Origin of the sequence: Flavobacterium soli DSM 19725 (assembly GCF_000422705.1) — a bacterium.
GTDB classification, from domain to species: Bacteria; Bacteroidota; Bacteroidia; order Flavobacteriales; family Flavobacteriaceae; genus Flavobacterium; species Flavobacterium soli.
This window is the reverse complement of record NZ_AUGO01000001.1, coordinates 22,331-45,959: the sequence shown is the minus strand read 5'-3', so window position 1 is coordinate 45,959 and position 23,629 is coordinate 22,331. Positions and strand designations below refer to the sequence as shown.

The following is a 23,629-nucleotide window of genomic DNA, read 5'->3' as shown; positions in this document are numbered from 1 at the left end:
CTCAAAAATGAAAAAACAGCTACAGGAAGGAATCCTGCAACTGTTTTTAAGAAACAAACCTAATAAGTAACCGAGTTATTAGTTTTTAAGTATTTTTATTGTTTTCGTTGTGTTGTTTGATGTTATTCTTGCTAAATAAGTTCCTTTTGCCAATCCAGAGAGGTCAATTTTTGCTTTCTCGGCATTGATTTCTTTGGCTACTACTTGTTGACCTAAAACATTGTACAGCATAACAGTACTCATGTTTTCAGTATGAGAAATATTCAAAACATCATCCACAGGGTTTGGGTATAAACTTAATTCTTCCCAAATATTCTCATTAATGCTAAGGTCGGTGTCAATAACAATGTCATCAAGAAAGACAGAACTTGAATAAGCATTCGAATATACATTAAAGCAGAAATAATAGATTCCTGAAGTAGGTACGGTAAACGAGATGTTTTCGGTTACTCCAGTCCCATAAAAGCCCACATGGTCAGCCAAAGTTGTAGTCATCGCTGATGCTGAAGGAGAAGTGCCATACAATACCTTTAAATTTCCACCTGTCCATGAAAAATTAGAATTGGTTCCTTTTTTGTAGGTTATCGTATAGTTTTGTCCTTCTACTAAATTAATGGCCCTCGTGAAAAACCAAGCATTTGCAGTATCCATCGAATCATAATAGCGTAAAGCTTTTGTTGGGAATCCCCAACTTGAAGCTCCATTATGTGTCACCCAGCTATTACTTCCCACATAGGTTACTTGTGACGAAGTGCAAAGTGGCAACTCTGGAACGGATACCGATTGAAAATCTTCTGAATAAGGTACATCAGAAGCGATACATGGAGTTACGAACAGAATTGGTCCGATCCAGCCTCCGTTTTCGTCTGTACAAACCGAACGCACCCAAACTTTATAGCTAGTTGAAGCCGTTAATTCATCAACAATTAAAGTCGTCTCTAAAGATGTTTCGGCAGTAAGTGTATTTGGATCGGTGACATCATCTTCGCCAACAGCAACTTGCCACGCATCTTCATCACCTCCAGCTATCCATGAAATAGTTGCTCCATTTTGGCTAACATTTGGAACCGTTATCGCGGTAACATCTGGACAGCTTGGAATTGGTTCCCATACGATATTGTCTAAATTTACAGAAGGGAGAATGTTCTGGTCAGGGACAAGACGGATTCCGATATAGGTGTCAGATCCTGTGTAGGAAGAGAAATTAATTACAAGTGATGATCCTGTGAAACCACCTGACTCCACTGTTTGCAAAGGTGTAAATGTAGCAGCATTGGTATTTCCATCTAGTGTGCCAATTTGAAGTGAACCAGGATAGAAACTGTCAAATTTTAATCGATGATTTCCTAATGAAAGTGTGCTAACTTTCGAGGAAACAAGTATAATGTCTGCCGATGGTTCCGATCCTTGGGCATTCATTTGAATGTGATTTGGTGCTGTGAAATTTGGAAAGAGCGAGTTGTTGCTGGAACTGGTTTCAATATAAGCAAATTGAGACAAACCATTGCCTCTTAGTATTTTAGACCAGCAAATAGGTAATATTGGAGTGGTTGTTGTATCAAAATTTTGAATAAATGTTCCAACAGGCATACATTCTGTTGTGAATAGCACAGGGCCTACCCAAGCTCCATTACTGTTGTCGCAAACAGATCGAACCCAAACTTTATAGGTTGTTGCCGCATACAATTCTGTCAATTCAAATGGCGACTCTGAAGCTTCTATTGGAGTTAAGGTTGAAGGATCATTTACTGTAGTTGCACCATAAGCAATCTCCCAAGAAGATTCCGAAGAAGTCCAATCTATAATTGCAGTGTCATGAGTTACTAGAGGAACATTTACTGCTGTAACTTCAGAGCATTCAGGTATTGGTTCCCAAATAATATTATCAAGACTAATTGTTTCATACAAAGGAGAAATAGTAGGAATTCTGAAACCGATATAGTGATCCGTACCTTCATAATCAGAAAAATCAACTATGTATTCTGCTAAACCATTTATAGTAGTTACGGTTTCAATGAGATTAAAAGTGGCAACATTTGTATTGCTATTTAATGTACCCACTTCTACATTGCTGGCAAATTTAGCAAAGAATCTTAGTCTATAATTTCCTGTTCCCAAAGAAGATAAGTTTGATGAAACTAAAATAATGTCAAAGTCTCCCGTCGAAGCACTTCTAAAGAGGTTTACCGAATTTTCTCCTGAAATGATGATGGAAGAAGAAGTTTCTACTTTTGCACCAGCAGTTATACCATCGCCTCTCACTATTTTGGTCCAGCAAGAAGGTAAATTTGGCACGGTTACATTATCAAAATTTTGATTAAAAGTAGCTACAGCATTACAGTCGGTTGTGAAGTTTACAGGTCCAATCCATAATCCATTAATCCCTCCTTCGCAAACCGAACGTACCCAAACTTTGTAGGATGTCGAAATTTCTAAATCAGTGGCGGTAAAGTTGCTCGTTTCGGATGTGTTTTCATAAGGTAGTAAGGAAGGATCTGTATCGGTCGATGCACCAATTGCAATATCCCAAGAGCTTTCACCTGTACCTGGAATCCACTCAATATTGGCAGTATTTGGTGTGGTTGAAGTAACGCTAATGTTAGCAACATCTGTACATGGAGGAATTGGTTCCCAAATAAAATTATCCAAAAAAATAAAATTATCTGCAACAGTTTCGTTCAAGCGAATAGCGATATGTGTATCAGAGCCTGCATACGTATCAAAATCTATAACAAACTCTGTTACACCCAAAGTTGAGGTTACATCTTGAAACACACTAAAAACACCCTGTGCTGTATTGGTAGAAAGAGTTCCAACTTGCAATGTTGCGATTCCTTTGGATGTGAAACGCAAACGATGTGTTCCTGCAGTCAGATTGGATAAATTTGGACTAACCAAAATGATATCATATTCACCAGTAGAGCCCCAATTGGTAATTTCTATGACATTTGGAGCAGAAAACGAATTATACGAAACGGTTTGGATTTTCGCACCAATAGAAAGATTTTCTCCTCTAAGTATTTTATTCCAACAGACAGGTAAATTAGGTATAACCGTAGTATCGAAATTCTCATTGAAATTAGCTATCGGCAAGCAATCTGTAGTGAAAAGAATTGGCCCAATCCATTCTCCATTTCCGCCAACTTCACAAACCGACCGAACCCAAACTTTGTATTGTGTTCCAGGTAGCAAGTCGATTATTTCCTTTGTTGTAGTGCTTGAATTGATATATTCAAGTGTTGAAGGATCAGTTGTTACAGAAAGTCCAACAGCAATATCCCAAGTATTTCCAGTAGTGCCAGAAGTCCAAGTCACGGTAGCGCTATTAACCGATACTATAGGGACAATAATTTGTGAAACATCATCACAAGTAAAGTTGTTTTCATTGAAGGTTTTACCAAAAGTTACAGCATACAGATTTGAACTGCTGCAAACAATCGTGAGGTAAATCATAAAAATGAAAAAGTAGTTTTTTGATTTCATAATTCCGGTTTAATTTAGGTTTGTTTTTTTAAATTTTGGAAACAAATAGAATTTCCGCAGCCAAAAATAGGAAGTCGTGTTGCTTGTTTACTTTATTTAGAAGTCACAATAAATCTACATCAAGAAAAGAAACGGAAACATTACTACTACAAAATAGTTTAATTAATTGTTTTTCAATAGTTTGAGTTGTTTTTTCTGATGCATTTTATAAGTATAAATCAGTAAGAAAAATGGTTTTGAAAAAATATATTTGCAAAACAAAAACTACAATTATTTAATTTTAATCCTAAAAAAATGATTTGTTTTCGATTATATTTTACTTTTGATACGATTTAACCCTACAATATCTGAAAACACTATTCTATGCGATTAATAATTGTATTGTTTTTTTTGCAAACTTTTGCTTTCTCTCAAGAGAGTAAGAAGGATAGTATTTTGAAAATTGTAAATCAGGTTCCAAAATCAGCTACTGCAAAAGAAATTTTATTTTTGAATCTGGCAAAAGCATACAAATCCACTCAAATTGATTCGGCGATTTATTATGCGAAAAAAGGATATGAAACTTCAGTAGAAAGCAATAATCAAGAAATAGCAGCTGAAAATGCAGCAATTTTAGGCGATTATTATATCGAAAAGAATCAATTTAATGAGGCCAAGCAATATTACCTCATTTATACCAAATATTTAAAAAAGGAAGAAAATATTCTCGATTTCTGCAAGACAAAAATGATTATTGCAAATATCGAGTTGGTGCAAAATAATTATACCAAGGCACTCACACTTTATTATGAATGTCTGGATATTGCAAAAAGTAACGACCTTGTTGAGGTTATCCCACATTTGTACAATAATCTCGGAAACCTCTATTTTGACATCGAAGATTATAAAGATGCAAAAGAATATTTTAATACCGCATACAAGAAATTTTCAGAGCAAGATGATGAGTATAATGCGGCTCTGGCCTTATCAAATATTTCGAATATTTATAGTAAACTTGGAGAAAACGATCAGGCTATCAAGGGGTATCTTCAGGTGATTGAAAGCTTTTCGTCTAACGGAAATTGGGAGGATATTGTTTCTACCTATCATTCTCTTGCTGAAATTTATCTGGCAGAAAAAAAATATGACAAAGTTCAGGAATATATAAACGCTGCGATAAAAGTGATCAATGAAAATGAAAATAAGAACAGTAAATATCGTGGGCCAATTTCATTCTACAAGGCAAAAGTCTATTATACAGCAGCAGAATTAGCCTACAATAAAAATGAAATGGACAAGGCTATTGATTTCGCTCATAAATCATTAAAGTTTTCTTATTCAAATTCTTATAAGAAAAACATCTACGAAAATGCAAAAATTTTAAGCAAGATTTTTGACAAAAAAAACCGAATAGATTCGGCTCTTCATTATAATAAAATATACATAAAATACAGTGAAGAATATAATGAGGAATATGATTTGAAGAAAATCATACAGCTCAAAATGCAATATCAATTTGATGATATTTTAAGAGCAAAAGCAATTGAGGAAGTTAAAGAACAAGCCGAAAATAAAAGAACAAAGCTGATTTATTTAGGGATTTCAATCTTTACTGTTTTAGGAATTATAATTATGATTTTGATGTATCGAAATCAAAAAGTAAAAACAGCAAAGGTCATGCTAACGAAGGAAAAACTCGAATTAGAAAAAGCAACCCTTGATCAAGATATCGAATATAAAAAGAAGGAACTCGCTTCAAAAATGATTTATGTGCTCGAAAAGAATGAGTTTATCATTTCCATCGGAAAAAAATTAATGGATTTGAAGCCGGAGTTAAACAAAGAAAATCAAAGTGTCGTTCAGCAAATTATCAATGAGTTGAAACAAAATTCCTCCAATAAGATTTGGGACGAATTCGAAATCCGATTCAAGGAAGTACACTCTGCTTTCTACGAAAATCTCAATAAGATGTACCCGGATCTTACCCCAAATGAAATAAAAATATGTGCATTTCTACGATTGAATATGTCCACAAAAGAAATCTCAGCCATCACACATCAATCCATAAAAAGTATCAATATGGCACGATTCAGATTGAGAAAAAAACTGGACATTGAAACAGAAGAAAACCTTATTGCATTTCTGATTAATTTATAAAACAGTTCTAAAACAGCACTGATTTGTGGTTCCAAACAATCGAAACAAACAATCCAAAGTAAATCATACACACCACAAACTTCATAAAAGTAGAAGCCAAAAAGCCAATAAAAGAACCAGTTGCCGCTTTCAAAGCACGTTTATGATCTTTAGAATTATAAATCAGTTCGCCTACAAAAGCTCCAACAAACGGACCAATAATAAACCCAAACGGAATTGGTGCCAAAATCCCCACAATCAAGCCAATATTCGTTCCCCAAACACCATAACTGCTTCCGCCAAAACGTTTCGTGCCCTTTGCCGGAATCACATAATCCAAAATCGCCACGAAAACAGCAACAAAAAGCGTGATACCCAAAACCCAATAATTCATTTCTACGGCTTCAGTAAAATACAAAAGCAGTAAACCAACCCAACTTATTGGTGGCCCAGGCAAAACGGGCAGAAAGCTTCCTAAAATGCCAATAATCATACAAACAAAGCCTAAAACCAACAGTAAAGTGTCCATAATTTAAATTTTAGTACATTTGAAAAATTATAATAGTATCTTTAAACCACTAAAATAAACTATTTGTTCACGTAAAGTAGCGATGAGAAAAACATTTTTTTTACTTCCAATCTTGATTTTCATCAATTCCTGCCAATATTTCGACAAGCAAGTGCCGTCAAAAGAAGAGCTGTTGCAAAAGGAATTGAAGGCCATCAATTGGAATGAAGTCGATGAATTGCCATCCATCAATGAATGCGAACAAATTCAGGATAAAACCCAACGTCAACAATGTTTTTTCGATTTTTTGACGGCTAAAATTCAAGAGAAATTGAGTATCGATACACTCTCGATTTTATACCCGGAATTGGATACGATAGAAGTAAAAGTAACCGTTTTTCCAGATGCCACGCTCAAATTCGAGCCACAATTTCCAACCGATTCCTTAACCTACGACAAGGTAAAAATTGATAGTATCCTTCATGCGAGATTGGTCGATTTCCCCAAAATAAATCCAGCTCTAAAAAGAGGAATTCCAGTAAAAACGCAATTTATCTTGCCAGTTATTCTCGAAGTCGAGTAGTTTTTTGAGGAGCTAATCCTGCTTTCCATTTCAAGTCCTCATTTGAAAAAGTAATTTTTCCAAAGCCATAAAAGGTCCCGAAGCTTCGGGACCGCTAGTCGCTCTTTTCTGTCAGGAAAAATAAACTTTTCAAATTCCGGGCTTTCCATTGCAATCAGGGCTAGGGTAGTAGTGCTTCAAAGAAACTCCTCAAACAGATTCAAATCTAAAATCTAAAATCTGCAATCTAAAATCTCCTCCCTTTCCATTCATATTTTCCAAACAAAGAATAAAAAGCGACAGCACTACTAAAAAAAGGATACAACAAATTGCTAAAAACAAAATGCCTAACTATTCTCGGCTGAATGAATTTTCCCGTCTGGTACAACAATAAAAAGTCAACAAATATTTTCAGGGCAAACAAAAGATACCAATTCCAAAACGAGAAAAAAGAAAAAAGAGTCAAGAAAAAAGACACCACAATTGCTAGGTTTCCTGCAAAAACAATCAATGCCAGCATTTTTCCAAAGCCATTTTCATACGAAGAAGATTTTGAAGCCCAGCGAACCCTTTGGTAAAATAAAGATTTCCAATCGTTCAAGGGTTTTGTAAAAACAATCGCAGAAAAGGCTTTCAAATACTGCACTTTTTCAGGAAACTGCCGAATTGCTTTTTGCAGTAAAAAAACATCATCGCCACTTGCAATACCATTATTTCCTTCAAAACCATCTAAATCTGCAAACATTTTTTTGGTATATCCGAAATTTGCACCATTGCACATAAAAGGTTTTCCAATTCCAAAAGTTCCAATCGTAGCACCTTGAAGACTCATCAAATCCATCTGCTGAAATTGATGCAAAAACGAACCTTCAGCATCATAAGAAACAGCTCCAGCAATCATCTCGCAATTGGTTTTTTGAATAAAATTATCGAACGTTGAAAGCCAATCAGGATGAATAAAACAATCCGCATCTGTTGTGATAATCCAATCGTTTTCGGCAAAACGTATTGCCGTTGAAATAGCATCTTTCTTCGGAGAATTCGATTTTCTTTCGTTGTTTATAATCTGATAAGAAAAACTCAAGGCGGTGAAATTTTCAAGAACAGCAACCGAATCATCATCTGAATTGTCATTTATAAAAACTATTTCAAAGTGTTCTCTCGGATAATTCAATTGCGAAAAAGAATATAATAATCCCGGAAGATTCTCGGCTTCATTTCTGAAGGGAACAATAACTGAAAATTTTGTAATGGGCTTTACATCGAGTTTTTCAAAAAGGTTGATTTTATTGAATCCATAGGAAATCCATACGATGAAAATCGAATAAATGAGTAGAATAGCAAAAAATAAAACACTTAAGATTTCCATTTCGACTTGAATTTAAACACATAAAAACTGCCAATAAAAACCGGAAGTACCACATTCAGAAACCACATCAAGGTACTGATAAAAACTACAATCCATTCGTTAACGCCTAAATTCCCGAAGAAATAAACCGCAACACTTCCTTTTACGGCAAAGTCTAAAAACTGAAAAGTAGGCAATGACGAAGCCAAGAAATAAACAGCAGTAATGGTTGCCATTAAAGTCCAATAAGGCAAATCGACATCAAAAGCCAGAAATAAAAAATAATACTGATGCGAAAAAATCAAGTATCTGCAAATCGCTAGAAAGATATTTTTTTGATGAATGGTTTTCGGAATTTCATTAATCTTCTTAAATAATTTATCTAAAGAATAGCCTTTAATCTTTATTTTTTTAAAGAGAAAAGAAGCAAGAAACAAGAAGCAAAAAATTCCAAGAATCACCAAAACCCATTTTCCAAAACCTAAAATCCATAACCCAATTGTTCCAAAAAGCACACTCAAAATCATTTGAATGCCGTTGCAAATTAAGTTCAAGAAAACTATTTCGCCCGTATTTTTTTTGGGAAAATAAAGTGCTTTTCCAGCATATTCGCCAATTCCGTTTGGAGTAAAAAGTCCTGCAGTTAAAGCTGCTAAAACCTGTTCGGTTGCTTTTCCAAGCGAGATTTTTTCAATCACTTGAGCTAAATTCTGCCATTTCAAAATCTCAAAAAAACGATTAAAAAAGCTGAAGGAAAGTATAAATAAAATACCCCAAAAAGATTTTTTACGTTCGAGCAATTCCAAGAATTTATTCCAATCCAATTGTTCGTTGTTTGCCAGTTGGTCATAAATAAAATAAAAAGCACCGCCAACAATCAAAAGTTTGATCAGAAACGTGAGGAATTGCTTAGCTTTGTGAGGAATTGAAAACATTTGGCAAAGGAACATTTAAACTTTTAAACTTCAAACTTTAAACTAAAAAATTGGCAAACGAACGTATCATATTAGGAATTGATCCTGGAACGGCAATAATGGGTTTTGGATTGATAAAAGTCATCAACAAAAAGATGGAATTTATTCAATTGAATGAATTGATTTTGAACAAATATGACGATCATTATATGAAATTGAAAGTCATTTTTGAACGGACAATCGAATTGATCGACACCCATCATCCAGATGAAATTGCAATTGAAGCCCCCTTTTTTGGTAAAAACGTGCAGTCGATGCTAAAATTGGGAAGAGCCCAAGGTATTGCAATGGCAGCCGGCCTTTCACGCCAGATTCCGATTACTGAATATGAACCCAAAAAAATAAAAATGGCGATTACCGGAAACGGAAATGCTTCAAAAGAGCAGGTCGCCAAAATGCTTCAGCAGCTTTTAGGTTTAAAGGAATTACCTAAAAACCTAGATAGTACTGATGGTTTGGCGGCTGCGGTTTGTCATTTTTTCAATTCAGGAAAAGTCGTTGGAACTAAAAGTTATTCGGGTTGGGATGCTTTTGTGAAACAAAATGAAGAACGCGTAAAAAAATAGTCTTCAGTTTTCGGTGTTCAGTATGCAGTTCTGACCACTGACCACTGAATACTGGCCACTAAAGAAATGTCAGGAATCTACATCCATATCCCTTTTTGCAAACAGGCTTGCCACTATTGCGATTTCCATTTTTCGACTTCAATGAAGCGGAAAGAGGAGATAGTTTTGGCTTTGGCCAAAGAAATCCAGATGCGAAAAAATGAGCTTCTCGACTCCGCTCAAAATGACAATCATATAGTTGAAACCATTTATTTTGGAGGCGGAACGCCTTCAGTATTGGCCATTAAAGAAATTCAATTCTTGATTGATTCGGTTTGTCAAAATTTCAAAGTTGCAGAACATCCAGAAATAACGCTTGAAGCGAATCCAGATGATTTATCAGAAGAGAAAATCATCGAGTTGGCAAACTCTCCAATAAATCGATTAAGCATCGGAGTCCAATCGTTTTTTGAAGATGATTTGCAGCTGATGAACAGGGCTCATAATTCGGCGGAAGCCAAAAAATCATTGGAAATCGCAACCCGATATTTCGACAATATTTCTATTGATTTGATTTATGGAATGCCGGGCATGAGTAATGAAAAATGGAAAAAAAACATCGAAATTGCCTTGAGTTTTGATATCCCACATATTTCAAGTTATGCTTTGACAGTTGAACCGAAAACAGCCTTGAAAAAACTAATTCAAACTGGAAAAATAGCCGAACCGAAAGACGATGTGGCTCAAGAGCATTTTCAGATTTTGGTTGATACTTTGCAGGAAAATGGCTTTATTCATTATGAACTTTCGAATTTCGGGAAGGAAAATTATTTTTCAAAAAACAATTCGGCTTATTGGTTGGGTAAAAAGTATTTGGGAATCGGACCTTCGGCTCATAGTTATGACGGGATTTCCAGAAGTTGGAATATTGCTAATAACATCATCTATTTAAAATCTTTGAAAGAAAATAAATTGCTATCTGAAAAAGAGATTCTTACCCAAACCGACCGATACAACGAATATGTTATGACTGGTTTGCGAACGATTTGGGGAATTTCGCTGGAAAGAATAGAAAAAGAATTTGGAGAAAAATACTTGGATTATCTGTTGAAACAATCTCAAAAATTTATTTCGGACGATTTACTTTCGATTGAAAATAATGTGTTGAAAACGACTAAGAAAGGAAAGTTTTTGGCTGATGGAATTGCTTCCGATTTATTTTTGATAAATTTGGAGTAGTTTAAACACAAAGACACAAAGAAGGCACAAGGTTCACAAAACTTTTTGTCCCGAAGTTTCGGAATAGTGAAACCTTCGTGAGCTTTGTGGTAAAAAGAGCAAAAAAAATGATAGCAAATTTCAATACTTTCAAAGTAGATTTTTCAAAGCCCCTCGATATTTCCATCACTTTGTCCAACACAGATAAAAACCCAATTGCTTGGTATATTGATAAACCGGTAATCGAACCCGTAGTTTTTGGGGATTGGGTAGGGAAGGTTTCGGAGAGAAAATCATCAACCAATTTCAATAATATATTTTTCAATCCGCACGGTCATGGAACCCATACGGAATGTTTGGGACATATTACCAAGGAATTTTACAGCATCAATCAAAGCTTGAAAACGTTTTTTTTCTTGGCAGAATTGGTTTCGGTAGAGCCAGAACTACAAGAAGAAGATTTTATCATCACAAAAAAGCAAATTGAGAAAGCTTTGAACGGAAAAACGCCAGAAGCAATCGTCATCAGGACTTTGCCCAATGAAAAGGAGAAACTTTCAAGAAAATATTCCAACACCAATCCGCCTTATTTGGATGAAAAAGCTTCGGAATTCATACGCGAAAGCGGGATAAAACACCTTTTGATTGATTTGCCAAGTGTGGACAAGGAACACGATGAAGGGAAATTATTGGCCCACAAAGCCTTTTGGAACGTGAAGGATGTCAATAGTTTGAATGAAGATGCAAGATTAGATTGCACCATTAGCGAAATGATTTTTGTGAAAGATGAAATTCAAGACGGAAGCTATTTATTGAACCTGCAAATTGCTTCGTTTGAAAACGATGCTTCGCCGTCGAAACCTATTTTGTATCAAATTCTTTAAGCTCAAACAAGAAATCTTTCAATCCTTCAATTTTTAATCTTTCAATCAAAAAAAATGAACATTCAACAATATTTCGAATTTTGCCTTTCTAAAAAAGCCGTTACCGAACATTTTCCGTTTGATGAAGATACTTTGGTCTTTAAGGTTGGCGGAAAAATGTTTGCACTTTCATCCTTGTCTCAATGGGAAAAAGGAACGCCTTCCATCAATTTAAAATGCGATCCTGAACGTGCGGAAGAACTTCGGGCAGACTATAATGACATCAAGCCGGGCTATCACATGAGCAAAATTCATTGGAATACTATTGCTTTAAACGGCGATGTTTCGGATAAAATGGTGAGGGAATTAATTGATCATTCCTATGATTTGGTTTTCAAAAGTTTAACGAAAAAACTGCAAAAGGAACTATCTGAATTAGAAAATTAGATGTTATTTTTGTACCATAAACTTAGTAACTTAGCCACTCAGTGACTTAGCACCTTAATTACATGAACGAACATATAAAAAAGTTTTTAAACGAGGAACAAGATCCCAAAGCGATTGAGAAAATCACTTCTAAATTGACGGATTTATTGATGAAAAATGAGGAAGTCGGATACATTGGCGTTCAAAAAAAGCCAGTAACGGTTTTTCCAGATAGCATCGTTTTAACCAATAAAAGAATCATTATCTGCAAGCCTAAAAACTTAGGTTTGTCGATGGATTTTACAGATTATACTTGGGATGATATTTCAGGAACTTTCGTAAAAGAAAATATTCTTGGGTCAGAATTTTCATTTTCTACTAAAACCGATTTGACTATTTCTATTGATTATATCCCGAAAATTCAGGCAAGAAAGATTTATACTTTTGCCAAAGAGCAGTTGGATATTTTGAAGAATGGAGTAGCTCCTGTAACTGCGGAAACTGTTTATGAAGAACCAAAAGCGGAGGTTGTAGAGCAAGAAGAAATTGCTGAAGAAGTTGTTGCTTTAGCCGAAGAGCCAGAAGTTGTCGAAGAAATCGAAACGGAAGAAGTGACGGATTTTGCCGAAATTATTCCAGTTTCGCAATCAGGTTATCGAGATGAGAAGCAATTTCCAGATGACACACCTGCTTCAAAAGAACGAGCGATGAAAGACCTTTCACAAGACGAATTGTTTGAAAAGCTCCAGAATTATAAAAAATTACTCGACAACGGATTGATCATGCAAGGTGAATATGATAGCTTGAAAAAGGAGATTTTGAGTTATATGTAAATTAGTGAATAGAAAATAGCCAAAAGGCAAAAGCAAAAAGCGGAAGATAATAAATGTCTTCCGCTTTTTTATCTATATCGTAATTAGCTTTTGCCTTTTGGCTAATTACTTTTGCCTTATCTAAAAAGTCTTCTTCTGTTTTTCTACAAAATTATTAGCCTGTAATTCCAATAATTCCTTTGCTTTACTTCTTTGCAAGTTAAATAATTCTTTATCCGAAGCAATATCTTCATACACCTTATCATGCATTGAAGCACTCGTTTTTACCAATAATTCACGTTGGTATTTGTCTTGATTGAGGGTTGCTTTCAAGGCGGTTTCTAAATCCTCTAACTTGAAATCATATTCTCCTTTTGGAGATAATAATTTGGCAATAATTGGAGAAGTTTCAATAGCCAAGAATAAAAGCATGATAAAGAAAGAAGGCAACCATGGCAACTTATTCAAAGCATTGATTCTTGCCATTAATCCATCGAAACCATCGATTATAGGTTGAGTTTCGGATACTTTTTTGTCCAAATCAGTTTGAAGTGTCTTGGAGGATTTTTCGGCTTCGGCAATTTTGGCCAGATTGTTTTTGCGTAACGTGTCGAGTTCGGCTTTTGCCAAATCATGTTTTGCGATTTTCTCTTTAAAGACAGGACCTTTTCCTAGTTTTTTAGTTCCAGCAGTTCCTTCGGCTTCGGTAATATAGGTTTCATATAAAGTGTTGACTTCCTTTTCTTTCTTTGCAATTTCCGATTTTAAGCTATCAACCTGGGCTTTGTTTTTATCCAAATCCGATTTGAAGTAATTAGCCACTTCCTTTTTATTATTCAAGGCCATTGCATTTTTTTCTTTCAATAAAACGGTGTTGATCTCCTTTTCGAAAATCTTAATTTCCAATGGCTTTGAAATTACAATCGCAATAATAACTGCCAAAGCAATCCTAGGTGTTGCCTGAAGCAATTCGCGCCAAAAAGAATCCCTTTTTCGAATAGTTGATACGATAAAACGGTCGAGATTAAAAATCAGTAAACCCCAAACTAGTCCAAAACCAATAGCGGGATAAACGCTGTCGAAAACCGTAAATAGGGCATAAGCACTGGCGATAAAAGCCATAACGGCAGTGAAGAAAACCGTTGCTCCAATACCGGCGAATTTGGTTTGTTCGCCTTCTGAGCAATTTTCGAGAAGCTTTTTATCGGCTCCCGAACATAGGATAAAGAATTGTTTTAACATGATGATTGATTTAAACTGAAAACGTGTTCCAGCGATGATGATTGATGATATACAAAAGTAACGCCAATTTTTTAATTATGGTATAATCGGCTGGTTTGTTTTGCTTTAAATAAAAAATCCACTCGGTTAGGAGTGGACTCGAAATCATTTATTTGCCTGTTGTTATTGAAATTGGAAGCGAATACATAACTCGAACTGGTTTTCCGTCTTGTTCTCCCGGATTCCATTTAGGACTGCTTTTGAGTACACGGATGGCTTCTTCTGCTGTTCCATGACCTATGTCTTTGAGAACTTTAATTTCAGAAAGGCTTCCGTCAGTCTCTACAATAAACTCAGTGATTAATTTGCCTTCAAGATTTTTGACATCTGGAACTTTAAAATTTTGTCCAATAAATTCATAGAATTTTTCAAGTCCGCCTTGAAAGGTTGGCTTTTTTTCCACATTGCTGTAAACGTCAGATTTTTTAAGATTAACAACGGTTTGCTTATTGCCTTTTCTGTCGTTATAATTTTCAAAAATCTCAATCAAATCACTTTCATATTTTTCTTGCTGTTTGCCCATTTCATTTTTATCGAAATAGGAATGGGTGTAAAACCAAAACTGAAAAGGTTGTGGATGTTTCTTTGTTCGTGCATTTTTTAGCACACTACTTCCTGAGAAATAAGCAATATCTTCATGCTTATATTTGTTTAAATCCGAATTAGGAACATTTTTCCCATCTATCCAGATTGCAAATTTCACACTGTTTTTATAATCATCAAGTTCTTTCTTGGTGGGAGATTTCTTTTGAAAGGGTTTCGGAATATGCAACCACATTTTATATTTTTCTTTTTCTTCTGGAGTCAATTCTTCATAAAGTTTGTCCAATATGATTTCGTCGCGAATAGTTCCTGTTTTGGTTTTACTAGCATTTTTGTAGACTTTGATTCGAACTCCGGCAAAATAAGCGTCTTTTGTCTTGTCAGAAATCTTTGATTCCTGGTTTATAGTCTCAATCTTTTGTTGGGCTACAGTTTCTACACAAATAAAATACATAAGTCCTGTAAATAAAGGCAACAATGCTACTTTTTTTAAGAGCATTATTTTTGCTGACGTGCTTTTTGTCATCATAATTAATCTTTTTTTGGTTACTAAAAAATTCAAGTTACTGGCCAAGTAAAAGGTGTTGTTCCAAGATGCTTTTTCCAATAATAGATTTTGGTAAAACGGAACATTGTTATAGGATTTCACCACTTTTTCATCGGCTAGAAATTCGTGGTTGAGTTGGATTGCTTTTTTGTAAAACATCAATATCGGATTGAACCAAAAGATGGTTTTCAGTATTTCGATAAACAAGATATCCAATGTATGTTTTTGCCGAACGTGGGTTAATTCATGTGTGAATAGTTCATCTTCTATTTTCCTGTTTTCATAATCGTCCTTGTTGATAAGAATGTAGTTTAGAAAAGTATGTGGCAATACTTTTTCGTCCAATAAAACCAAGGTTGAATTTTGATAAACTTCTTTAATATTTGAATTTATTTTTCGCTGGATTTTTATCAGATTGATACTAAAACGGAGCACTAAAATTGTTGTAATCAAAACGTAAATACTCCACAGAATTAAAGGTAAATAATTTGTTTCCTCTTCAATTATTACAGATGAAACAGGAAATGCCTGAATGGTGTTTTGTTGGATAACTTCAATCGTTTCTACATAAATTTCAAAAGAAATAAACGGTATTACCATTGAAAACACCAAGCTAAACAACAGGTAAAACCGATTGAAATGGTGCATCTTTTCCTTCTCCAACAAGAAGAAATAAACTGCAAAAAGCAATCCCAAGCAAAGTGTCGATTTTAAAAGGAAGTCGGTCATTTTTTCTTTTTTTGAAGTTCCTTGTTGATAATTTTTTGGAGTTCTTCCAGTTCCGAAGCCGATAAATCGGTTTCGGTCGTAAAGAAAGAAGCAAATTGGGAAGCCGAATTGTTGAAGAAATTCTTGATCAATCCGTTGACGTGTTTCGAGAAATAATCCGTTTTTTTGACCAACGGATAATATTCCCTAGAGTTTCCAAATTCGTTGTAGGCCACAAATTTCTTGTCGATCATTCTTTTTAAAAGTGTTGCAACCGTTGTCGTGGCAGGTTTTGGCTCTGGAAATGCTTCGAGCAAGTCTTTCATAAAGGCTTTTTCGAGTTTCCAAAGGTGTTGCATCAATTGTTCTTCTGAATTTGATAATTGCATTTTTATATTTTTTTATTCGGTGTAAGTTTCAAGAATTGGTTCGCCTTTTTTGTAGATTTTTGTTCCAAGAAGTACGCCATCGCTGTCATAAAATTTCCATTCATCTGATAAGAACCAATGGATTGTCGTGCTGTCGATTATCATTTTGGAAATCCCAATGGCTCTAACTTTTCCATTTTTATGATATTCTGTTGTGTAGCAAATGCTGTCTTTGTATTTTCGTTTGGTTGTTAATTCTTTACCAATATAATCTTTCCAAATTCCTACTTGCATTCCTTTTTTATATCTTCCTTTTGATTCGGATATTATCGTCATGAAAGTATCTCTATAGACCCAACGACCTGTTTTTTCACCATTCTTATAGCGGTTGATTTTGCAGCTTGAAAGCATTAAAAAAAGGAGAAGTAAATAAATTATATTTTTCATATTCTACAAAAACAGAGTTGCTTCTACAAATGTAGAATAATATTTTAATTCTACAAATGTAGAGGTAAAATTTAACAGTTTTGTCTCGGTATATTGATTGCGTTAGGGATTGAAGTGGAAATCCTTTTTCTTTTTTCTTTAAAAAGAAAAAGATTGGGAACGAAAAGCCCGACCCGATTTTCCTATAAGGTTCTGTTTTTGCTGTATCGTTCTAAATCGGGGAACGCCCAAATAAAAAAATCCGTTTACTCAATTAAGAATAAACGGATTTGGGTATTTTAGGTTGAAATTATTTACTCAATTCCACAAAGTATTTGTAAAACAACGGAATGGTTTCAATTCCTTTCAAATAATTGAATACTCCGAAATGTTCGTTTGGCGAGTGAATCGCATCGCTGTCCAAACCGAATCCCATCAAAATTGTTTTTGATTTCAATTCTTTTTCGAACAAAGCCACGATTGGAATACTCCCTCCTGAGCGAACCGGGATGGGTTGTACTCCAAAACTTTCGTTATAGGCTTTTGCTGCGGCTTGATAACCGATGCTATCAATTGGCGTCACATAACCCTGACCTCCGTGATGCGGTTTTACTTTTACGGTTACACCACTTGGAGCAATGCTTTCGAAGTGTTTTTTAAACAATTCAGTAATCTCATTCCAATCCTGATTCGGAACCAAACGCATCGAAATTTTAGCGAAAGCCTTGCTTGCGATAACCGTTTTGGCACCTTCTCCAGTATAACCACCCCAGATTCCGTTTACGTCTAAAGTAGGTCGGATAGAGTTTCTTTCGTTAGTTGTATAACCTTTTTCTCCGTAGATGTCATTTAGGTCTAAAGCTTTTTTATAGGCATCCAAAGAGAAAGGTGCTTTTGCCATTTCGGCTCTTTCAGCATCCGAAAGTTCTTCAACTTTATCGTAAAATCCAGGAATGGTAATATGATTGTTTTCGTCGTGTAGGGAAGCAATCATCTTAGCCAAAACGTTGATTGGATTGGCAACGGCTCCTCCGTATAAACCCGAATGCAAGTCACGATTTGGACCGGTAACTTCTACTTCTACATAGCTCAAACCACGCAAACCTGTCGTAATGGAAGGCTGTGTGTTGGAAATCATTCCGGTGTCTGAAATCAAAATTACATCATTCTTCAATTTCTCTTGGTTTCTTTCTACGAACCAGCTCAAGCTTGCTGAACCTACTTCTTCTTCGCCTTCAATCATGAATTTCACGTTGCAAGGAAGATTGTTGGTTTGCACCATATATTCCAATGCTTTCACGTGCATATACATCTGACCCTTGTCGTCACAAGCGCCACGGGCGAAAATTGCACCTTCGGGATGTAACTCTGTTTTTTTGATTACAGGTTCAAATGGAGGAGAAGTCCAAAGTTCTAATGGATCTGGTGGTTGCACATCATAATGTCCATAAACCAGCACCGTTGGAAGGTTTGGGTCGATTATTTTTTCGCCATAAACGATTGGGTAACCTGGAGTATCACAGATTTCTACAAAATCACAGCCTGCTTTTTCAAGGCTAACCTTAACAGCATTTGCAGTGTCGATAACATCTTGAGAATAGGCAGAATCTGCACTTACGGACGGAATCTTCAGTAAATCAATAAGTTCGTTCAGGAAACGCTCCTTGTTTTTTTGAACGTAGTCTTTTATAGTATCCATTTGTTGTTTGTGTATTTTAATATCTTCAAAAATACTAAAAAAATATTTTAAAAAAATTCATAATTTATACTTCAGAATTCATAATTATATTTATATTTGCACTCACAATTTTAGCGGATATGGTGAAATTGGTAGACATGCCAGACTTAGGATCTGGTGCCGCAAGGCGTGTAGGTTCGAGTCCTATTATCCGCACCAAAAGCTTCTCAAACGAGAAGCTTTTTTTATTTCAATTTTATTGATTGATCCATCGTTTGAATTCAGCTGTTGCTGAAGTGCTGGTTATCAGTCGTGTTTTATGGTTTTTTATTTGAATGGCTAATCGGTCGTTGAAATAGTTTTCGATTTTTGAAATAAAATTGATGTTGATGATTTCGCCTCGATTGATCTGAAAAAAAGCAGCTGGATTTAGTTCTTGTACCAATTCGCTGATGGTAGCTTTGAAAGCATGTTCCCTTCCGTTTGCATCAATGGCAAAACATTTTCCAGATTCGGCTAGAATTGCAGCGATTTCTATTGTGTTTAAGATTAAAATTCCATCATTATTTTTAATGACAATTCTTTCCTTGTAGTTCTTTGCTTGATTTTGTAGCAATGAAACCGCCAATGCATTCCAATTGACGTGGTTTTCTTCTTGTTTTTTCAGGTTAAGAAATTTTTGCATCGCTTCGGCAAAACGATTGTAGCTTATAGGTTTCAACAAATATCCGATGCCATTTGTGTCAAAAGCTTCCTGATAGAACGTATTGTAGGCTGTTGTAAAAATAATTGGGCAACTAATTATGTTTTCTTTTAATGAAGAAAAAACAGTACCATCAAGCAGTTCAATATCTGAAAAAACCACATCCACCTGATTATTTGTTTTAAACCATTCCATGATTTCCTGATTGCTTTTTAAATGGGCAATAATCGTAATCTTGCTGTCAAATTTCTGTATATGATTCCGAATGATTTCGGCATTATGATTTTCGTCTTCAATAATTAAGGCTTTCATTGTTTTTAAGGAATTAGTGGAATTTCAACACAATATTCAGTTTCAGTTTTAGTAAAAATGATGTCTAGATTAAACAATAATTTATACTGTTTCTTAAGGTATTGATTGCCGATGTTCGAACTCGAAACATTAGCTATTGGTTGTAATTTGTTTTTTATAAATATCGTATTTTCAATTCGGTACAATTCGATAATCAGTGGATTATTTTCACTTCCCCTATTGTGTTTTAATGCGTTTTCAATTCCTAATTGCAAAGTGCACGGTACTATAAAGCCAGTTTTGTCTTCGATTGTATTTATAATTTTATAGGCTTTATTGAATCGTTTTTCGATAAGATTGGTGTAGCCTTTAATAAAATGAAGTTCCTCGGTTAGCGGAACAATTTCTTGTTCGGAATGTTTTAAAAAATACCGATACACATCCGAAAAATCATCAATAAAGGTTTCCATTTCTTCTTGGTTTTTTCGACTCAAACTAGATAGCACACTTAAATTGTTGAACAAGAAATGAGGTTCGAGGTTCTTTTGTAACATTTTCGATTTAAAAATTTCCTTCTCTTTTTCCAAACGTTCAATGTCGAGTGCCATTTCTTTCGAATTTTTAAAATGCAAATATGCAATCGTATAACCGCTGATGTAGAGATGCGACATCGTTACTCCAAAAACAATATTCCCCACCATCATCCATAAGCTGGTTCCGAAACCATAGATAACATACCGATAGACAACAAAGAAAATACTGCTCAAAGCCGAAAATACTACTAAAGCAAACAAAAATGAGAGTCCTATTTTTACGGCTTTTAGCTTGTATCTTTTTGAAATGAATTGCCAAGAGTAGTAGGTGCTGATAAATGAAATGCAACACGTTATCATTCCAAACAAATGATCCTGAAAATCAAAGAAATCAATGTCGCCAAACTTTCGGGTTTGATAGAGTGTATAGATCTGAATGGTGTTGATCAGTACAATGACTATAATAATTGAAAGTATGTTTTTTAGGGTAGATGCAGATTTCATCAAATCTATTTTTACAAATATAGGAAAATGCTTTAATTGAAGAAAAGTGTAGCATTGCTACACTTTTCCTTTTATAATTATTCTACAATAAAATCTTTTATTTCGCCTTTGCTGTTGAAAGTCTGTATTTTAGGATTTCCTTGTTCATCTACATAGATCATCATTTTAGGTTGTCCTTTTGAATCACTCAAAAATAAGCCTTGGGAGTTTCCTTTTGTTTTACCCAGAAATAAAAGATTTCGCTCGCCATATTGGTCATAGATTTCATTTATCTTTTTCTTTCTTTCGTCGGGATTGGTGATTTTTTGAGCTTCTTCCAGCATTTCCATCCTTTTTGTGATATGGCTATCCATCGGAAAATCATTGATGTGAATTCCGCGTTGTGACATGATTTTTCCGTTGATAACCGTTTCTTGATTAGACAATTGCAACACCTGATCGTCCTTATAACGGTCCATCGTGATTGACATTCCTGATATTAATCCGTTTTTGGTTTCTTTAGTTTGATAGATCAATCCGCCACATTCATCGCCTTCATCGTTAAAGAAAATAAGTCCAGATGGTCGTTCACGTTTTTCCCAATCTTTTCCGTCTAGTCGTCCTGAATGCTGTAATTCTTTGTTACTGATTACCATTCTTATCGTTCCATCGTTCTCAATAATGTTAATTCTCTTTACATTAATTTCTTCGAAATTTTCGATTTGTCTTATTTTGTTAAAGGAAAAAAGAAAAAACGAAACCATAATAATGGTCAGAAATGTTGAATAGTTCGTTAAGAATTTTACTTTAGAAGCTGTTGTTTTCATGATGAATTATTTTTGATTTATATATTGATTATGAAGCGAAATTATACTTTAGGTCGGTACCTGAAAACCGTTTTTGGATGAATCAAGGGAAAACGAAAATGAATTAGGGAAAAATCGAGTTGGGTTTTTTAATACTAATTTGAAATCTATCCAACACTTCATAAAATACCGTTAACCGTATCAGACTTCTTGATATTTCCACTAAATTTACGTTCCTTAAATTTATTCAGATGAAATCTAAATCTCTTCTAATTTTGCTCACCATTGGAAATTTATTTACCATTGAAGCACAAGAAAAAAAGCAAACTATGAATCCATTCTTTCAGTCGTATGACACGCCATTTAATGTTCCACCTTTTGATAAAATCAAGAACGAACACTTTAAACCCGCTATTTTAGAAGGTATAAAAAAACATGAAGCCGAAATCAATTTGATTGCCAATAATCCTGAAGCTCCTACTTTTGACAACACCATTCTGGCGATGGAAAATGCGGGTGAATTGCTTTCTGAAGTAAACCGTGTTTTCGGGAATTATAATTCGGCAAATACAAACGATGAACTTCAAGCGATTGCAAAAGAAACCGCACCTGCTTTATCGGCTCACGGTGACAATATTTCCCTGAATGAAAAATTATTCGAACGTGTAAAAACGCTTTGGAACAAGCGAGAAAGCTTGAACTTGAATTTGGAGCAGGCTAAATTATTGGAAAACCGACACAAATCTTTTGTGAGAAGTGGTGCTAATTTATCCGAAACCGATAAGGATAAATTGCGAAAAATTAATGCCGAACTTTCGCTAACTTCCTTAAAATACGGTCAGAATATCTTGGCTGAAACCAATAAATATGAATTGGTTATTACGGATAAAAAAGATCTTGCAGGTTTGCCAAATCAACTAATTGAAGCCGCTGCTGCAGATGCAAAGGCGAAAGGGAAAGAAGGAAAATGGGTTTTTACACTTGCCAATTCGAGTGTAATGCCGTTCCTGCAATACAGTTCGAATCGAAAATTGCGTCAGGAAATTTGGAATGCTTATCAAACCAGAGCCAACCATGATGATGATTTGGATAATAAGGCGAATGCTATTAAACTTGCCAATCTTCGTAGTGAAAAGGCGAGATTGTTGGGCTACAAATCACATTCCGATTATGTTTTGGAAGAATCAATGGCTAAAAATGCAGAGAATGTAAACAAGCTTTTGAATGATTTGTGGAAACCGGCTTTGGAAATTGCGAAAACCGAAGCGGCTGATATCCAAAAGATGATGGAAAAAGACGGAATCAAAGATAAAGTGCAACCTTATGACTGGAGGTATTATACCGAAAAAATCAGAAAGCAACGTTTTGATCTGGACGAACAGGAATTGAAACCTTATTTCAGTTTGGATAATGTGACGAAGGGTGTTTTTCAAGTAACAGAAAAGCTATACGGATTAAAATTCAAGCAACTTGATAATGTTCCAGTCTATCATGAAGATGTGACGGCTTGGGAAGTGACCGAGGCAAACGGAACCCATGTTGGAATTTTATATATGGATTTTTTTCCGAGAGCTTCCAAAAGAGGAGGTGCCTGGATGACCTCCTATAGAAATCAAAAAACTAAAAATGGCGTTCGTCAAGCTCCGGTAATTTCGATTGTGTGTAACTTTACAAAGCCAACAGCTGATGCTCCAGCCTTGTTTACGTTTGATGAAGTGACGACGTATTTCCACGAATTTGGTCATGCTTTACACGGATTGTTGTCGAATGTGACTTATAAATCTCTTGCAGGAACAAGCGTTCCAAGAGATTTTGTAGAACTGCCTTCGCAGATTATGGAAAATTGGGCTGCTGAACCTGAAGTGTTAAAGATGTATGCCAAACATTATAAAACAGGTACTGCCATTCCAGATGAATTAATCCAAAAGTTACAGAAATCAGGCACTTTCGATCAAGGTTTTGCCACGGTAGAATATTTGGCGGCTTCGTTGTTGGATATGGATTATCATTCGCAAACTGCTGCAATTTCGCTTGACGCAAATACATTTGAAAAGAATTCGATGCAAAAGATTGGTTTGATTGATGCAATCATTCCGCGATATAGAACGACTTATTTCCAGCACATTTTCTCTGGTGGCTATTCTTCTGGATATTACAGTTACATCTGGTCGGGTGTTTTGGATACCGATGCTTTTGAAGCATTTAAAACTACTAACTTATTCAATCCAGAAAAGGCAAAACTCTTCCGTGAAAACGTTCTGGAAAGAGGCGGAACCGAAGATCCGATGGTGTTGTACAAACGTTTCCGTGGAGCAGAACCAAGTGTGGAACCGCTATTGCGAAAACGTGGTTTGGATAAGAAACCTGCGAGTTTGAAGAAGCTAAAAGGATAATGTATATTAATTGAA

At 35.2% G+C, this 23,629-nt stretch carries 21 protein-coding genes and 1 tRNA gene; 9 read left to right on the top strand and 13 right to left on the bottom strand.

Going from position 1 to position 23,629, the window contains the following annotated elements; genetic code table 11:
• Positions 1–78: 78 nt before the first annotated feature.
• Positions 79–3,483, bottom strand: a complete 3,405-nt coding sequence (locus G508_RS0100200; protein WP_026703430.1) for a T9SS-dependent choice-of-anchor J family protein — start codon at positions 3,481–3,483, stop codon at positions 79–81.
• A 363-nt stretch (positions 3,484–3,846) separates the two neighbouring features.
• Between G508_RS0100200 and G508_RS0100195 the strand changes: the two genes are divergently transcribed.
• Complete coding sequence (locus G508_RS0100195) at positions 3,847–5,619, top strand: tetratricopeptide repeat protein (protein ID WP_026703429.1); 1,773 nt, start codon at positions 3,847–3,849, stop codon at positions 5,617–5,619.
• Between the two features lie 7 nt (positions 5,620–5,626).
• Here the strand turns inward: G508_RS0100195 and G508_RS0100190 are convergent, their stop codons facing one another.
• On the bottom strand, positions 5,627–6,127 hold the full coding sequence (locus G508_RS0100190; RefSeq protein WP_026703428.1) for a DUF456 domain-containing protein: 501 nt from the start codon (positions 6,125–6,127) through the stop codon (positions 5,627–5,629).
• A gap of 82 nt (positions 6,128–6,209) precedes the next feature.
• On the opposite strand from G508_RS0100190, the gene G508_RS0100185 reads away from it, so the two are divergent.
• Complete coding sequence (locus G508_RS0100185; RefSeq protein WP_026703427.1) at positions 6,210–6,689, top strand: hypothetical protein; 480 nt, start codon at positions 6,210–6,212, stop codon at positions 6,687–6,689.
• A 226-nt stretch (positions 6,690–6,915) separates the two neighbouring features.
• Here G508_RS0100185 and G508_RS0100175 read toward each other — a convergent pair whose 3' ends face one another.
• The gene (locus G508_RS0100175; RefSeq protein ID WP_026703426.1) at positions 6,916–8,037 is read right to left on the bottom strand and encodes a glycosyltransferase family 2 protein; all 1,122 of its coding nucleotides are present in this window, start codon (positions 8,035–8,037) and stop codon (positions 6,916–6,918) included.
• Positions 8,025–8,951: a lysylphosphatidylglycerol synthase transmembrane domain-containing protein gene (locus tag G508_RS0100170; protein WP_026703425.1), complete on the bottom strand. Its 927-nt coding sequence runs from the start codon at positions 8,949–8,951 to the stop codon at positions 8,025–8,027. The genes G508_RS0100175 and G508_RS0100170 overlap by 13 nt, the downstream gene beginning before the upstream one ends.
• A 50-nt stretch (positions 8,952–9,001) precedes the next feature.
• Between G508_RS0100170 and ruvC the strand changes: the two genes are divergently transcribed.
• The 5 genes from ruvC (at position 9,002) to G508_RS0100145 (ending at position 12,875) form a co-directional block, all read left to right on the top strand.
• Positions 9,002–9,556: a crossover junction endodeoxyribonuclease RuvC gene (gene ruvC / locus G508_RS0100165; RefSeq protein WP_026703424.1), complete on the top strand. Its 555-nt coding sequence runs from the start codon at positions 9,002–9,004 to the stop codon at positions 9,554–9,556.
• A 66-nt stretch (positions 9,557–9,622) separates the two neighbouring features.
• Positions 9,623–10,774 (top strand): radical SAM family heme chaperone HemW, encoded by a 1,152-nt coding sequence (gene hemW / locus G508_RS0100160; protein WP_026703423.1) that lies wholly within the window; start codon positions 9,623–9,625, stop codon positions 10,772–10,774.
• 107 nt (positions 10,775–10,881) lie between these two features.
• The gene (locus tag G508_RS0100155; RefSeq protein WP_026703422.1) at positions 10,882–11,637 is read left to right on the top strand and encodes a cyclase family protein; all 756 of its coding nucleotides are present in this window, start codon (positions 10,882–10,884) and stop codon (positions 11,635–11,637) included.
• A 54-nt stretch (positions 11,638–11,691) separates the two neighbouring features.
• Positions 11,692–12,063 (top strand): MmcQ/YjbR family DNA-binding protein, encoded by a 372-nt coding sequence (locus tag G508_RS0100150; RefSeq protein ID WP_026703421.1) that lies wholly within the window; start codon positions 11,692–11,694, stop codon positions 12,061–12,063.
• 62 nt (positions 12,064–12,125) lie between these two features.
• Entirely contained in the window at positions 12,126–12,875 is a 750-nt protein-coding gene (locus G508_RS0100145; RefSeq protein ID WP_026703420.1) for a PH domain-containing protein, read from the top strand.
• A gap of 120 nt (positions 12,876–12,995) precedes the next feature.
• Here G508_RS0100145 and G508_RS0100140 read toward each other — a convergent pair whose 3' ends face one another.
• From G508_RS0100140 to G508_RS0100120, 6 genes are all read right to left on the bottom strand, one after another.
• On the bottom strand, positions 12,996–14,096 hold the full coding sequence (locus G508_RS0100140; RefSeq protein WP_026703419.1) for a DUF4407 domain-containing protein: 1,101 nt from the start codon (positions 14,094–14,096) through the stop codon (positions 12,996–12,998).
• A gap of 10 nt (positions 14,097–14,106) precedes the next feature.
• Positions 14,107–14,244, bottom strand: a complete 138-nt coding sequence (locus tag G508_RS19920) for a hypothetical protein (RefSeq protein ID WP_157485842.1) — start codon at positions 14,242–14,244, stop codon at positions 14,107–14,109.
• Positions 14,245–15,954, bottom strand: a complete 1,710-nt coding sequence (locus G508_RS19355) for a M56 family metallopeptidase (protein ID WP_051197367.1) — start codon at positions 15,952–15,954, stop codon at positions 14,245–14,247.
• The gene (locus G508_RS0100130) at positions 15,951–16,322 is read right to left on the bottom strand and encodes a BlaI/MecI/CopY family transcriptional regulator (protein ID WP_026703418.1); all 372 of its coding nucleotides are present in this window, start codon (positions 16,320–16,322) and stop codon (positions 15,951–15,953) included. The genes G508_RS19355 and G508_RS0100130 overlap by 4 nt, the downstream gene beginning before the upstream one ends.
• 12 nt (positions 16,323–16,334) lie before the next feature.
• Positions 16,335–16,748 carry a hypothetical protein gene (locus G508_RS0100125; protein WP_026703417.1) on the bottom strand — a complete coding sequence of 138 codons (414 nt, stop codon included), beginning with the start codon at positions 16,746–16,748 and terminating at the stop codon, positions 16,335–16,337.
• A gap of 289 nt (positions 16,749–17,037) precedes the next feature.
• A complete protein-coding gene (locus tag G508_RS0100120; protein ID WP_026703416.1) occupies positions 17,038–18,426 on the bottom strand; it encodes a dipeptidase in 1,389 nt (462 codons plus the stop codon).
• Positions 18,427–18,539: 113 nt separating this feature from the next.
• Here G508_RS0100120 and G508_RS0100115 point away from each other — a divergent pair.
• Positions 18,540–18,624, top strand: a tRNA-Leu gene (locus G508_RS0100115).
• A 37-nt stretch (positions 18,625–18,661) separates the two neighbouring features.
• On the opposite strand, the gene G508_RS0100110 is transcribed toward G508_RS0100115, so the two are convergent.
• The 3 genes from G508_RS0100110 to G508_RS0100100 all read right to left on the bottom strand — a co-directional run bounded on the left by G508_RS0100110 (position 18,662) and on the right by G508_RS0100100 (position 21,242).
• Positions 18,662–19,420, bottom strand: coding sequence for a LytR/AlgR family response regulator transcription factor (locus tag G508_RS0100110; RefSeq protein WP_026703415.1), 759 nt, complete (start codon positions 19,418–19,420; stop codon positions 18,662–18,664).
• Between the two features lie 5 nt (positions 19,421–19,425).
• On the bottom strand, positions 19,426–20,436 hold the full coding sequence (locus G508_RS0100105) for a sensor histidine kinase (RefSeq protein WP_026703414.1): 1,011 nt from the start codon (positions 20,434–20,436) through the stop codon (positions 19,426–19,428).
• A 77-nt stretch (positions 20,437–20,513) separates the two neighbouring features.
• Positions 20,514–21,242 (bottom strand): hypothetical protein, encoded by a 729-nt coding sequence (locus G508_RS0100100; RefSeq protein ID WP_026703413.1) that lies wholly within the window; start codon positions 21,240–21,242, stop codon positions 20,514–20,516.
• Positions 21,243–21,472: 230 nt separating this feature from the next.
• Here G508_RS0100100 and G508_RS0100095 point away from each other — a divergent pair, with 230 nt between their 5' ends.
• The gene (locus G508_RS0100095; RefSeq protein WP_035693780.1) at positions 21,473–23,614 is read left to right on the top strand and encodes a M3 family metallopeptidase; all 2,142 of its coding nucleotides are present in this window, start codon (positions 21,473–21,475) and stop codon (positions 23,612–23,614) included.
• The last annotated feature ends 15 nt before the right edge of the window (positions 23,615–23,629 follow it).